The sequence below is a fragment of the Vibrio sp. 10N.247.310.98 genome, from assembly GCF_041467395.1.
GTDB lineage: Bacteria > Pseudomonadota > Gammaproteobacteria > Enterobacterales > Vibrionaceae > Vibrio > Vibrio crassostreae_C.
In genome coordinates, this window is the sequence record NZ_JBFSUL010000015.1 from 1 (window position 1) to 14391 (window position 14391).

Genomic DNA, 14391 nt, shown 5'->3' on the forward strand with positions numbered 1-14391 from the left:
TTTGCTGCGGTCGTGGCGGAATTGGTAGACGCACCAGATTTAGGTTCTGGCGCCGAGAGGTGTGAGAGTTCAAGTCTCTCCGACCGCACCATTATTTAGAATGTGTTTCTTTCATTAGATGACCATTCATTGTTGGGCTATCGCCAAGCGGTAAGGCACTGGCTTTTGATGCCAGCATTCCCTGGTTCGAATCCAGGTAGCCCAGCCATTACAACGTTACTTAGACAAACCATAAGTCTTCTTAACTATACTCTTCGCTAGAGTAAAAGCTTTGCTGCGGTCGTGGCGGAATTGGTAGACGCACCAGATTTAGGTTCTGGCGCCGAGAGGTGTGAGAGTTCAAGTCTCTCCGACCGCACCATTATTTCTCTTTCATTAGAGAACAAATAGTGAATCTATTAGATTTATTATGGCTACTTAGCTCAGTTGGTTAGAGCACATCACTCATAATGATGGGGTCGCAGGTTCAAATCCCGCAGTAGCCACCACTTATACAACGTCTTATTGAAGCACCAATATTCGATATGACTATAAAGATTTGCTGCGGTCGTGGCGGAATTGGTAGACGCACCAGATTTAGGTTCTGGCGCCGAGAGGTGTGAGAGTTCAAGTCTCTCCGACCGCACCATCATTAAATAGAACCCAGCTTTTTAGCTGGGTTTTGTTTTATCTGGAATATGCAAATCTGCTAGCCAAGTCACCAAGTATTCTCTTCTATAACCTCACTTTTAATACGATTTTATAAGACAATGTCAGCTCCATTTTCTAATTGAGTATGACTAGCCTATGAAACCCCTCCCCTTAACGATCGGTTGCTACACAGATACACCAAGTAAAAGCCAAGGTGTTTATCAAACTCAGTTAGATCTAGAAACAGGAAAACTATTACCTCTAGAGCTGATCATCAAATGTACTAACCCCTCTTTTATTACTGTAACAAAGACTGGGATCTATACTGCATCGGAAGTGGACCAGCAAAAACAGCCCCAGCTCATTCATATACCTAATGTTGATTCACAGCTAACACACAATACAAGCCTCATCTCGGGAGATCACCCTTGTCACGTCGCGATAGATCCACACAATAAGTTTGCTATCACGTCGCAATACTCATCAGGCACATTCGATATTTTTAGCTTAAGTATCAACGGCAGCATCGATAAACGACTCAAAACAATCCAGATGGTTGGTTCCGGGCCAAACAAAGAGAGACAAACTAGCCCACACGCCCATCAATGCCTGTTCTTACAAAACTCACCACAGTTTGTGACTGTCGATCTCGGCACCGATCGCATCAACTTCTATTGCTTTGATGAAGAGCAAGAAGAGTTCCTTGATGAGCCAATGCAGTCTATTAAGGTGCCCGCCGGCAATGGACCTCGCCATTTAATCTTTAACAAAGCTGAAGACAGAGCCTATGTGGTCTGTGAACTCTCTGAAACGTTGCTGACTTTGGAAAAGGTTTTAGGCATTTGGAATGTAGTGGAAGAGATTGATGCATTGCCTAATATGGAGAAGGGAGAAGCCGCAGCTGCGATTAAGCTATCGCCTGATGAGCAATTCCTTTATGTGTCATGTCGACACCAATCAAGAATCAGTAGCTTCAAAATCGACTCTGAGACTCAAAGGCTGACTTTCATTGATAGCTACGACACTGAAGGCAAATTCCCAAGAGACTTCCATATAACGAACGATGGGAAATGGCTTATCGCCGCCAACCAGCACTCCAACAACATCACCTCATTCAAGCGAGATAATGAAGATGGGTCTTTGGTTTATACAGGGTACTCTTTAGAGATCGATGCACCGGTTTGTGTGACGCAACAGCGATAGTAGTCATCTGATACAAAAAAGGAGAGCATTCGCTCTCCTTCTTTTCATAAGCAGTCTTAAACGCTCAATTAGAGACCCAAAGCGTATTTCAATACTTGAGCTTTAATCGGGCCTGAATTTTCAGCTAGTTTTAGAGCAGCATTACGTACAAATTTCAGTGGGCCAATGTCGTTGCTGAATGTCTTGTAGAAGAAATCCATGCCACTTTGCATCATTAGATTGTCGCCTCTTCTTATCACTTCATAGCGTCTTGCTACAGACTGGTTCAATTCACCCTTTTCTTTGGTGACATCCAGCAGTACTGATACATCTTTGAAGCCTAAGTTAACACCCTGCCCAGCCAAAGGGTTGATGGTATGCGCAGAGTCTCCGACCAAAATACAGTTATTCTTCGAGTATGATTGAGCATGACGTCGTGTCAGAGGAAAAGAACCCGAATTCAAGACTTTGATATCACCTAACTCTTTAGGAAAGTGAGTAAGTACTTCGTTACGTAGTTTTTCAGGGGCCATTGCTGACAGTTGCTTAATACGCAGTGGAGAATCATACCAAACTAACGAGCCCAGCCCGACTTCTTGACCGTCAGAGGTTAGAGAACACAAAGGCAAAAATGAACGAGGGCCACTTGGTAGAAATTGCTGCCAAGTAATATCTTGCTGAGGTTGTTCTGTTTCTACATTGATAAGCATACAGTGTTGTCGATAATCCCAAGCCGTGATGCCAATTCCAGCTTGTTGGCGAACGGCTGAATTCGCACCATCAGCACCAACCACCCACTTCGCAGACAACTCAGCCCCTGATTGAAGCTTTACGATATTGATTTCACCAAACTCAATCACATCGAGCTTTTCTGGGCATAACAGTTCGAGATTGTCGTAGGCATCAAATTGAGACCATAAACCTAATTGAATGAGTCTGTTCTCAACGATATAGCCCAAACGAGGAAGGTCTAGTGAGGCAGCATCAAATCGAGTACGACATTCTGGGTGTTCCCAAGTCTCTAAGCGCTTGTAAGAGCAAACTCGCATTGCTGCTATGTTCTGCCATGCACCAAGATCGTCAAGTAAATCGACTGACGCCTGAGAAATCGCTGACACTCGAATATCCATCGCTTGCGACTCATCAAATGCTTGTGGGGCAAAACCTTCGATCACCGCAACACTCAGACCTTGCTTTGCAAAACCGATTGCTGTTGCTGCGCCAACCATGCCGCCACCGACTACTACAATATCGTAACTGTTCATATTTCGTACTTATCAGTTTGATTCTTTGACTGTTTTTGATTGTACTTTTTCATAACTAACTTGTAACCAAAAACCTTATTCGAAAAAAGGGTTATCCCTTATGGCATATGGCGTTAACGATAATAAAAACCACTACATAAGAGATTTGTTCAGACTACTAGTCAGTCGGTTTTGAAACCAGTACAATACGCCGCTTGCCGCTAGAGCCTGTCATAAAATTGAATACCGAATTATGACAAACGGGGCTAGCGGATGAATAATGGGCGATTTGCTCCCTTAAATTAAACTAACGATCGAGCGAACATATAATGAGTAAGAAACTGCTAATTAAAACTTGGGGCTGTCAGATGAATGAATATGATTCATCAAAAATGGCCGACCTGCTTAACGCTGCAAATGGCTATGAGCTAACTGAAGTACCTGAGGAAGCAGACGTACTACTATTGAATACTTGTTCTATCCGCGAAAAAGCGCAAGAAAAAGTATTCCACCAGCTTGGTCGTTGGAAAACGCTTAAAGATAAAAAAGAAGGTGTGGTGATCGGTGTGGGTGGCTGTGTAGCGACTCAAGAAGGTGATCACATTCGTCAACGTGCACCTTACGTAGACGTTATCTTTGGCCCACAAACATTACACCGTTTGCCAGAGATGATTAAATCATCACTATCTAACGAAAAGCCAGTAATGGATATCTCTTTCCCAGAGATCGAAAAGTTCGATAACCTGCCAGAGCCAAAAGCTGAAGGCGCGACGGCGTTCGTTTCTATCATGGAAGGTTGTTCTAAATACTGTACTTACTGCGTTGTACCATACACACGTGGCGAAGAAGTTAGCCGTCCAATGGATGATGTACTTTTCGAAGTTGCTCAACTTGCAGAGCAAGGCGTACGTGAAGTTAACCTGCTAGGTCAAAACGTAAACGCATACCGCGGTCCAACACACGAAGGCGATATCTGTTCATTCGCAGAACTGCTTCGTCTTGTTGCTTCTATCGACGGTATCGACCGTATTCGTTTCACAACAAGCCACCCGCTTGAGTTTGGTGACGACATCATTGAAGTTTACAAAGACACACCAGAGCTAGTGAGCTTCCTTCACCTACCAGTACAAAGTGGTAGTGACCGTATTCTTACGATGATGAAGCGCCCACATACGGCTATCGAGTACAAATCTATTATCCGTAAACTGCGTAAAGCTCGCCCTGACATTCAAATCAGCTCTGACTTTATTGTTGGTTTCCCTGGTGAGTCTAAGCAAGACTTCGAAGATACAATGAAGCTAATTAAAGACGTTGATTTCGATATGAGCTTCAGCTTTGTTTTCTCTCCACGTCCAGGTACGCCAGCGGCAGATTACCCATGTGATGTACCAGCACAAGAGAAGAAAGATCGTCTGTACGAACTGCAGCAAACGGTAAACACACAAGCTATGCGTTTCTCTCGTCTAATGTTAGGCACAGAGCAACGTATCCTTGTTGAAGGCCCATCAAGAAAGAACCTAATGGAACTTCGCGGCCGTACAGAAAACAGCCGTGTTGTGAACTTCGAAGGTTCTGCAGACCTAATCGGTCAATTCGTAGATGTGAAGATCACTGAGGTTTACACCAACTCACTACGTGGTGAGCTAGTTCGCACAGAAAAAGACATGGGTCTACGCGTTGTTATGACTCCAGCAGAAATGATGGAAAAAACAAAACGTGAAGACGAGCTAGGTGTAGCGACATTTACGCCATAGGCAATACAACTGTTTGAGCACAAAGCGCAAACACAAAGCTTGAAATTACCTAACTAAGTGACCATCTTAGAAATAGGGATATCACCATCAGAAGCCCGGTCTAAATCGGGCTTTTTGCTCTTTGTTTTATTTAAGAGTGAGTGGCACAAAATGAGAGGCTAATTTGAGCAATAAAATCGTTACCTTAGAGATAAATCTAGAACCAGCAGACAACAAGCGCTTGGCAAGTTTATGCGGACCATTTGACGACAACATCAAGCATCTTGAGCGTCGTCTGGGCGTTGAGATTAATTACCGTAGCAACTTTTTCACCATTGTCGGTAAGCCTCACACTACAGCCGCAGCTTTAGACATCATCAAACACCTCTATGTTGAAACGGCTCCAGTTAAAGGCAACATAATCGATATCGAACCAGAGCAAATACATCTGGCGATCACCGAGTCAGGCATTTTGGAGCAACACGTCGAGTCTGAAATTGACTACGGCAAAGAAGTGACCATTAAGACTAAAAAAGGCGTCATCAAACCTCGAACGCCAAACCAAGCACAGTACCTAATGAACATGGTGACTCATGACATCACCTTTGGTATTGGGCCAGCAGGTACAGGTAAAACCTACTTAGCCGTTGCTGCAGCAGTTGATGCACTTGAACGCCAAGAGATTCGTCGCATTCTATTGACGCGCCCTGCTGTTGAAGCCGGTGAGAAGCTTGGTTTCCTACCGGGTGATTTAAGCCAAAAAGTAGACCCATATTTACGTCCACTTTACGATGCGCTGTTTGAGATGCTTGGCTTTGAGCGAGTTGAGAAGCTGATTGAACGTAACGTAATTGAAGTTGCGCCACTGGCTTACATGCGTGGTCGTACATTGAATGATGCGTTTATCATTCTTGATGAGAGCCAAAACACCACGGTAGAACAGATGAAGATGTTCTTAACCCGTATCGGTTTTAACTCACGCGCTGTGATCACAGGTGATATTACGCAAATCGATTTACCTCGTGGTGCAAAATCAGGCTTACGCCATGCGACTGAAGTGCTCAATGAAGTCGACGACATTAGCTTTAACTTCTTCATGTCTGAAGACGTCGTTCGTCACCCTGTAGTTGCTCGTATCGTCAACGCATACGAGAAGTGGGAAGCAAAAGACCAGAAAGAGCGCAAAGAGTTTGAAAAGCGTAAACGTGAAGAGCGTGAAGCCAAACTTCTTGAGGCTCAGCAGGTAGTTACGACACAATTAGCAACACAAAATAGCTCTGTAATTGCAGAACAAGGTGATAAATAGATGTCTATTGAACTAGACCTGCAATTAGCGGTCGAAAATGAGCAAGGTCTTCCAACTGAGCAAGATATTCAGCTTTGGTTGGACAAGACAATTCCTCAGTTTCAAGAGAACGCTGAGTTGACGGTTCGTATCGTTGATACACAAGAAAGCCACCAGCTCAATCATGAATATCGTGGCAAAGATAAGCCAACTAACGTGTTGTCTTTTCCATTCGAGGCTCCTCCAGGGATCGAGTTAGATCTACTGGGCGACCTCATTATCTGCCGCCAAGTTGTCGAAAAAGAAGCAGAAGAGCAAAGTAAGCCTCTGCTAGCACACTGGGCTCATATGGTTGTACATGGCAGTCTGCATCTGCTAGGTTATGATCATATCGAAGATGATGAAGCTGAAGAGATGGAGTCACTCGAGACAGAAATCATGCAATCTATGGGGTTTGAAGACCCTTACATTCTAGAAAAGTAAATTGATTCTAGTAAAGTAGGTTGCAGAGAAACAATAACTCATCGAACCTGTGATTTTCGCAGGAATCTGAGTTTTAACGTGTGCTATCACACTTCTGATAGCGTTATTTTTTGAGAAATCATGAACGAAGGTAACCCCCCCACTTCTGAGGGAAGTAAAAAATCTGAAGGTCCGAGTAGAAAGTCCTTCTTTGAACGCCTAGGCCAACTATTTCAAGGTGAAGTAAAAGATCGCCAAGAGCTCGTAGATGTAATCCGCGACTCAGAAATTAATGACCTAATTGACCACGACACACGCGACATGCTCGAGGGTGTTATGGAAATTTCAGAGATGCGAGTACGCGATATCATGCTGCCTCGCTCTCAAATGGTTACAGTTGAACGCACAGATGATCTAGATACATTGATTGCGCTCATTACTGATGCTCAACACTCTCGCTACCCAGTGATCAGTGAAGATAAAGACCATGTTGAAGGCATTCTATTAGCGAAGGACCTACTTAAGTATTTGGGTTCAGAAAGTGCTCCATTTGATATCGAACAAGTGATTCGCCCTGTCGTGGTTGTTCCTGAAAGTAAGCGAGTTGATCGCCTGCTTAAGGAGTTCCAAGAAGAGCGTTACCACATGTCTATCGTTGTCGATGAGTTTGGTGGAGTTTCTGGCCTGGTAACCATTGAAGATATCCTCGAAGAAATCGTTGGTGAAATTGAAGACGAGTTCGACGATGAAGAAGAGCTAGATATTCGTAAGCTGAGTAAGCATACCTTCTCTGTAAAAGCTTTAACCACTATTGAAGAGTTCAACGATACGTTTAACACTGCCTTTAGTGACGACGAAGTGGATACGGTAGGCGGCATGGTTATGACAGCACTCGGCCACCTGCCGGTTCGTGGCGAAATTGTAGAAATCGAAAACTACCATTTCAAAATAACATCAGCAGATAACCGTCGTGTGATTCAGCTACAGGTAACCATTCCTGACGAACAGCCTCTTCCGACTATCGAAGAATAACAACTTCTCTCTAAAGAGATGACAGAAATTAGATGACTAATACCTTTATTCATCGCCTATTACGGCCGCTTGCGGCCGTTTTTGTTGGCGCTATAACCACCCTTTCATTCGCTCCATACTCTATATGGCCTCTTGCTATTCTCAGCCCAGCTTTGTTGCTGTTACTGATCCACAACCGCTCTCCTAAAAGTGCGCTTTGGATTGGCTACGCATGGGGTTTAGGTCAATTCACCACAGGTATCAGCTGGGTATACGTCAGCATTGATGGTTTTGGCGGCATGCCACTGGCAGCCAACCTATTTTTGATGGCATTGCTTGTTGGCTACCTAGCCGTTTATTCAGGGCTATTTACCTGGGGTTTGAATAAATTCTTCCCTGCCAATAACCTAAGCCGCTTTTTCCTTGCAGCTCCTGCATTCTGGCTAGTCTGTGATTGGCTGCGTGGCTGGGTAATGACGGGCTTCCCTTGGCTTTGGTTAGGCTACAGCCAAATCGATTCGCCATTGGGTTCATTTGCACCGATTGGCGGCGTAGAGCTAGTAACTTTAGCGATCATTGTTTCAGCCTCTGCATTCACTTATGCGATTGTTAACCGGGCTTGGAGCATCGCTCTCATTCCCGCCGTCGTATTTAGTGCAGGCTTTGGTATTCGCAACATCGACTGGGTCACGCCGAACCCTGAAAAAACCACGTCAGTCGTCTTGATACAAGGCAACGTCGATCAAGACAGTAAATGGCTACCGAGTCATCGCTGGCCAACCATGATGAAGTACACCGACCTAAGCAGAGAAAACTGGGGAGCGGATATCATCATCTGGCCTGAAGCGGCTATTCCAGCATTCGAAGTTGAGATCCCATCTTTCCTACGTAACTTGGATAGCGCAGCGAAGATGAACAACAGTTCGATCATTACCGGTGTGCTGAATCAGTCTGAAGATAAGAAATACTACAACAGTGTTCTTTCTCTCGGTGTGAATCCATACGGTGAGTACAGCTACGATCCAGACGAACGCTACCATAAACACCACCTGTTACCATTTGGTGAGTTTGTGCCGTTTGAAGATATCTTGCGTCCATTAGCACCTTTCTTTAACTTGCCAATGTCATCATTTAGCCGTGGCGACTTTGTTCAACCAAACATAGTGGCAAATGGTCGTCACTTAGCGCCGGCACTGTGTTATGAGATCATCTTTAATGATCAAGTTAGACAGAACGTAACCGACGAGACTGACTTTATTTTAACGCTCTCTAACGATGCGTGGTTTGGTCGTTCGATTGGCCCTCTGCAACATATGGAAATTGCACAGATGCGTGCTCTGGAGCTTGGTAAGCCGGTTATTCGCTCGACCAACAACGGTGTGACGGCAGTTACTGATTACAAAGGCAATATAATCAAGCAAGTGCCTCAGTTTGAAACGGCAGTGTTAAAAGCTGAACTCATTTCAACAGATGGTCAAACGCCTTATCACACAGTAGGTACTTGGCCACTGTATATCTGGGCGATGCTCAGCTTGGTGATTGGTTGGGTAATTAGAAAGCCAAAAAGCTAGATTCGACGAAAAGTGATTTGAGGGTTGACTGATCGGGTCAACCCTTTTTCATTGCTGTGGTTTTGCGTTGATACGCTATGGTTCAGAAGCTTACGGTTTAAGGGCTTTACGACTAAACCCTTTAGAACCACATTTAATGCATGGAATGATATTGGTTGGGTGGTTATATTCGGTTTGGTGACCACACTCGTCACATACTAAGGTTCCCAAGCCAATGACTTCACCCGCTTGATACAAGCCTTGGTGTTCTAAGTCTTGGAACAGTTCAACCCATTCCACCTTAGTACGATCAGTAATATCCAACAGCCCTTGCCAAATAGAGTCCGCAATCATCAAATAGAATGGACCGCTTTTACTCTCTTCATAGCTTTCGGAAAACTCTTTTAAGTCCGACTTCACGTAGGCAGAGATCAATGAAAGCTCATCTTTAGTCATATCATTAGCTGCTTTCGCAAACTTGCCCGACGTTTCGATTTTGTTGTTGAGCTCTTCAGGGCTATGCTTCAGCGTTTCAATCACCTCTTCGACGACTTCTTCATAGAGCGCTTTTTTCTTCGGCATAACAACCTCCTTAAGATAACCAACCTTTTAGTGAGCAAACGGATGCGCTGCAATGCACTCCCGCTTACAAACAAATCAATTCATACTCTTAAGTATAGTTGCCCTGCGAAATTCAGTGAAAATTACACAATCTACTAAGCGGCAACTGCAAGTATGAAGGGTATAACTATTGTTGTACTCAGCTCCTTTAGGTATTCTATGACGATCTGTAAGATTCTGTTCTAACCGAACTCACAAATTCCAAGATAACCGGATACCATCGATGCAAGAACAATATAACCCGCAAGAGATTGAACAAAAGGTTCAACAACACTGGGATAACAGCGAAACTTTCGTTGTAAGTGAAGACCCAAACAAAGAAAAATTCTACTGTCTTTCTATGTTCCCTTACCCAAGTGGCCGACTGCACATGGGTCACGTGCGTAACTACACCATCGGTGATGTGGTATCTCGTTTCCAACGTCTACAAGGCAAAAACGTAATGCAGCCAATTGGTTGGGATGCATTCGGCCTACCTGCAGAAAACGCCGCTGTTAAAAACAATACAGCACCTGCACCATGGACTTACGAAAACATTGAGTACATGAAGAACCAGCTTAAGCTTCTAGGCTTTGGTTACGACTGGAACCGTGAATTCGCAACGTGTACTCCAGAGTACTACCGTTGGGAACAAGAGTTCTTCACTAAGCTTTACGAAAAAGGCCTGGTTTACAAGAAGACATCTTCAGTGAACTGGTGTCCGAACGACCAAACTGTACTTGCAAACGAGCAAGTAGAAGATGGCTGCTGCTGGCGTTGTGATACTCCAGTAGAACAAAAGAAAATCCCACAGTGGTTCATTAAGATCACTGAGTACGCTCAAGAGCTACTAGACGATTTAGACAACCTTGAAGGTTGGCCTGAAATGGTTAAGACCATGCAGCGCAACTGGATCGGCCGCTCTGAAGGTGTTGAGCTATCTTTCGCTGTTAACGGTGAAGAAGCGCCACTGGAAGTGTACACAACTCGTCCAGACACACTAATGGGTGTTTCTTACGTTGGTATCGCTGCAGGTCACCCACTTGCAGAGAAAGCATCTCAAAACAACCCTGAGCTTGCAGCATTCGTTGAAGAGTGTCGCAACACTAAAGTTGCTGAAGCTGAACTAGCAACGATGGAAAAGAAAGGCATGGATACTGGTCTAACGGCTATCCACCCTCTTAACGGTCGTGTTGTTCCTGTATATGTAGCAAACTTCGTTCTTATGGATTATGGCACAGGTGCGGTAATGGCGGTTCCTGCTCACGATCAACGTGACTACGAATTCGCAACTAAGTACGGCATCGACATCATCCCAGTAATCAAGCCTGAAGACGGTTCTGAGCTAGACGTTTCTGAAGCGGCTTACACAGAGAAAGGTGTATTGTTCGATTCTGGTGAATTCGATGGTCTTGCTTTCCAAGAAGCATTCGATGCAATTGCTTCGAAGCTTGAAGCTGAAGGCAAAGGTAAGAAGACAGTAAACTTCCGTCTACGTGACTGGGGTGTATCTCGTCAACGTTACTGGGGCGCTCCAATCCCAATGGTAACCACTGAAGACGGTGAAGTTCACCCAGTACCAGCAGACCAACTGCCAGTCATTCTTCCTGAAGATGTAGTAATGGATGGCGTAACGAGCCCAATCAAGGCTGACAAGTCTTGGGCTGAAACAACATTCAACGGCGAACCCGCTCTACGTGAGACTGACACGTTCGATACGTTTATGGAGTCTTCTTGGTACTACGCACGTTACTGTTCACCGCAAGCAGACGACATTCTAGATCCAGAGAAAGCAAACTACTGGCTACCAGTTGACCAATACGTTGGTGGTATCGAGCACGCTTGTATGCACCTGCTTTACTCTCGTTTCTTCCATAAGCTTCTACGTGATGCTGGCTACGTGACGTCTGATGAACCGTTCAAGCAACTACTATGTCAAGGCATGGTTCTGGCTGACGCGTTCTATCACGAAAACGAAAAAGGCACCAAAGAGTGGATTGCACCGACTGACGTAACGGTTGAACGTGACGGTAAAGGTCGCATCGAAAAAGCAGTCGACGATCAAGGTCGTGAAGTTGAACACTCAGGCATGATCAAAATGTCTAAGTCTAAGAACAACGGTATCGACCCACAAGAGATGGTAGACAAGTACGGCGCTGATACAGTACGTCTATTCATGATGTTTGCATCACCTGCAGACATGACGCTTGAGTGGCAAGAGTCTGGCGTTGAAGGGGCTAACCGCTTCCTTAAACGTGTTTGGAAATTGGTTCACGCTCACTCTTCTAAGGGTGCTGCTGAATCTGTTGATGCTTCTGCGCTATCTGGCGACCAAAAAGCACTTCGTCGTGATATCCATAAAACTATCGCGAAAGTAACGGACGATATTGGCCGTCGCCAAACGTTCAACACGGCAATCGCTGCAATCATGGAACTGATGAACAAGCTGGCGAAAGCACCTCAAGAATCTGCACAAGACCGTGCAATCCTTGACGAAGCGCTAAAAGCGGTAGTACGCATGCTTTACCCAATGACTCCACACATCTCTTACGAAATGTGGATTGCACTTGGTGAATCAAACGTAGACTCAGCAACATGGCCAACTTTCGATGAGAAAGCGCTAGTTGAAGACGAGAAAACTATCGTTGTTATGATCAACGGTAAGCTACGTGCGAAACTAACCGTTGCTGCTGATGCAACAGAAGAGCAAGTTCGTGAGCTTGGTCTAAACGATGAGAACGCTAAGAAGTTCCTAGATGGCTTAACTATCCGTAAAGTTATCTTCGTACCAGGTAAGCTTCTAAACATCGTTGCTAACTAATTTCGTTAGCACAATGCAATTGCTAAAGAATTAACGAACTTAATTCATCAAAAGCAGTCTGTAGACAGGGTAGCTAATTGCCCTGTCTACTTATTTAAGCGCTTTAGACTTGAGCCTAACCACTCAAACGAACTAAAGCCTTTAAATAAGTATTCTACCTTCATGAGAGCCATCAAATAATGCGCCTGATTTCACTATCTTCATTGAAAGTTACTGTTGTTGTTTTAACCGTCAGCCTATTAAGTGCGTGTGGTTTCCACCTACGTGGTGATTACTCCGTACCAGAAGAACTCAACAAGATCTCCGTAACCAGTTACGACCAATACAGTACGTTTACACGTATGATGAAAGGTCAACTGCGTATGAATGATGTAGAAATTGTGCCACCGGCTGAGAATACACCTAACCTGCATATTATTAGTGAGAGCGTAGGTGAGCGAACTCTGTCTCTATACCAAAACACTCGTGCAGCAGAGAAAGAACTGACATTCCGAGCAAGATATCGAGTTACTGTCCCGGATCTAGGCTCAAAGACATTCTCAACCAGCGTTACCCGTAGTTATCTAGATAACCCGCTAACTGCACTTGCGAAGTCGGTTGAGCGAGACATGATCGAAGATGAGATGCGTAAGTTGGCAACAAGCCAAATCCTTCGTCAGATGGCTCGACTAAAAGCGAACATTGCAGCTGATAGCATGGATCTAGATGCACTAGAACACGTTCAAGTGAAAGAGCTTGAAAAGCAATACAACATCAAGAATGTTGAAATTGACGACGTTGAGATCGTACCAGCTTCAGAAGAACAACCAACACTTAGCGATTCGGCTGAGTAATAGGTTTATTTGATGCGTATTTTTGCTGACCGCTTATCAGAGCAACTTATTAAACAGTTGAGTAATGTTTACCTAATTTTTGGTAACGAACCGCTACTGTTGCAAGAGAGCCGAGAAGCGATTCAAAAGGCTGCAAAACAGCAAGGCTTTGAAGAACGTCACCGCTTTGCGATTGATAGCAGTCTCGACTGGAATCAAGTCTACGACTGCACTCAAGCACTGAGCCTATTCTCTAGCCGTCAGGTCATCGAGCTTGAGCTGCCAGAGTCAGGCGTCAATGCCGCAATAGCGAAAGAGCTACTCGCAATCTCCGAGCATATCCACAGTGATATCTTGTTAATCTTGGTGGGCACTAAGCTCACCAAAGCTCAAGAAAGCGCTAAGTGGTTTAAGGCTCTTTCGAATCAGGGTCACTGGGTCAGTTGCCTAACGCCAGATGTCAGTCGGTTACCTCAGTTTGTCCAAGCGCGTTGCCGTCAAATCGGTTTAACGCCAGACCCTGAAGCGATTCAAATGCTGGCGCAATGGCATGAGGGTAATCTATTTGCTCTCACCCAAAGCCTAGAAAAACTGGCTCTCCAATACCCAGATGGAAAACTCACGTTAGTACGCTTAGAAGAATCGCTGAGTCGACACAACCATTTTACTCCATTCCATTGGAGTGATGCGTTATTGGCAGGCAAAGGTAACCGAGCACAACGAATCCTGCGTCAGCTAGAAGCTGAAGGTGTCGAACCCGTCATTTTATTACGTAGCATACAACGAGAGCTTGCTCTGCTATTACAAATGCAGCAACAAATGAAACAGATGCCGATTGGTCAGGTCTTCGAAAAACACCGTATCTGGCAATCTAAAAAGCCTCTTTATAACGCCGCGCTAACAAGAGTTTCGATTTCTCAATTACACTCTTTGTTCGCGTTGCTCACTCAAGCTGAATTGATGACAAAAACTCAATATGAGCAGTCGCCTTGGCCACTAATTCATCAGTTAAGCGTAGAGTTTTGTATCCCTTCAGCTTCAATACCATTCCACGCATAAAA

General features: G+C 44.7%; 11 protein-coding genes and 5 tRNA genes. 14 read left to right on the forward strand and 2 right to left on the reverse strand.

The annotated features are described in order from the left end of the window. Positions 1-6 precede the first annotated feature (6 nt). The 6 genes from AB6E78_RS08170 to AB6E78_RS08195 all read left to right on the forward strand — a co-directional run bounded on the left by AB6E78_RS08170 (position 7) and on the right by AB6E78_RS08195 (position 1833). Positions 7-91 (forward strand) — tRNA-Leu (locus AB6E78_RS08170). Positions 92-133: 42 nt separating this feature from the next. Continuing rightward, a tRNA-Gln gene (locus AB6E78_RS08175) sits at positions 134-208 on the forward strand. A 68-nt stretch (positions 209-276) separates the two neighbouring features. After that, positions 277-361, forward strand: a tRNA-Leu gene (locus AB6E78_RS08180). 50 nt (positions 362-411) lie between these two features. Then, positions 412-488, forward strand: a tRNA-Met gene (locus AB6E78_RS08185). 55 nt (positions 489-543) lie between these two features. Further along, positions 544-628: transfer RNA gene (locus AB6E78_RS08190), tRNA-Leu, on the forward strand. 158 nt (positions 629-786) lie between these two features. Further along, positions 787-1833 (forward strand): lactonase family protein, encoded by a 1047-nt coding sequence (locus AB6E78_RS08195; RefSeq protein ID WP_017071286.1) that lies wholly within the window; start codon positions 787-789, stop codon positions 1831-1833. Positions 1834-1901: 68 nt separating this feature from the next. Here the strand turns inward: AB6E78_RS08195 and AB6E78_RS08200 are convergent, their stop codons facing one another. Further along, positions 1902-3077 (reverse strand): 2-octaprenyl-3-methyl-6-methoxy-1,4-benzoquinol hydroxylase, encoded by a 1176-nt coding sequence (locus tag AB6E78_RS08200; RefSeq protein ID WP_372103845.1) that lies wholly within the window; start codon positions 3075-3077, stop codon positions 1902-1904. A gap of 308 nt (positions 3078-3385) precedes the next feature. Here AB6E78_RS08200 and miaB point away from each other — a divergent pair, with 308 nt between their 5' ends. From miaB to lnt, 5 genes are all read left to right on the forward strand, one after another. Beyond that, positions 3386-4810, forward strand: coding sequence for a tRNA (N6-isopentenyl adenosine(37)-C2)-methylthiotransferase MiaB (gene miaB, locus AB6E78_RS08205; RefSeq protein WP_017062326.1), 1425 nt, complete (start codon positions 3386-3388; stop codon positions 4808-4810). A 163-nt stretch (positions 4811-4973) separates the two neighbouring features. Beyond that, complete coding sequence (locus tag AB6E78_RS08210; RefSeq protein WP_017062327.1) at positions 4974-6095, forward strand: PhoH family protein; 1122 nt, start codon at positions 4974-4976, stop codon at positions 6093-6095. Then, positions 6096-6557 (forward strand): rRNA maturation RNase YbeY, encoded by a 462-nt coding sequence (gene ybeY, locus AB6E78_RS08215; protein WP_012603383.1) that lies wholly within the window; start codon positions 6096-6098, stop codon positions 6555-6557. A gap of 120 nt (positions 6558-6677) precedes the next feature. Beyond that, on the forward strand, positions 6678-7568 hold the full coding sequence (gene corC / locus AB6E78_RS08220) for a CNNM family magnesium/cobalt transport protein CorC (RefSeq protein WP_012603382.1): 891 nt from the start codon (positions 6678-6680) through the stop codon (positions 7566-7568). A gap of 32 nt (positions 7569-7600) precedes the next feature. Further along, positions 7601-9118, forward strand: a complete 1518-nt coding sequence (gene lnt / locus AB6E78_RS08225) for an apolipoprotein N-acyltransferase (protein ID WP_017064170.1) — start codon at positions 7601-7603, stop codon at positions 9116-9118. Positions 9119-9208: 90 nt separating this feature from the next. Here the strand turns inward: lnt and AB6E78_RS08230 are convergent, their stop codons facing one another. Beyond that, the gene (locus AB6E78_RS08230; protein ID WP_017062329.1) at positions 9209-9679 is read right to left on the reverse strand and encodes a zinc ribbon-containing protein; all 471 of its coding nucleotides are present in this window, start codon (positions 9677-9679) and stop codon (positions 9209-9211) included. Positions 9680-9941: 262 nt separating this feature from the next. Here AB6E78_RS08230 and leuS point away from each other — a divergent pair, with 262 nt between their 5' ends. The 3 genes from leuS (at position 9942) to holA (ending at position 14389) form a co-directional block, all read left to right on the forward strand. Continuing rightward, on the forward strand, positions 9942-12518 hold the full coding sequence (gene leuS, locus AB6E78_RS08235; RefSeq protein ID WP_372132988.1) for a leucine--tRNA ligase: 2577 nt from the start codon (positions 9942-9944) through the stop codon (positions 12516-12518). A 179-nt stretch (positions 12519-12697) separates the two neighbouring features. After that, positions 12698-13351 (forward strand): LPS assembly lipoprotein LptE, encoded by a 654-nt coding sequence (lptE, locus tag AB6E78_RS08240; RefSeq protein WP_371721388.1) that lies wholly within the window; start codon positions 12698-12700, stop codon positions 13349-13351. A gap of 12 nt (positions 13352-13363) precedes the next feature. Next, entirely contained in the window at positions 13364-14389 is a 1026-nt protein-coding gene (holA, locus tag AB6E78_RS08245) for a DNA polymerase III subunit delta (protein WP_017068505.1), read from the forward strand. Positions 14390-14391 lie beyond the last annotated feature (2 nt).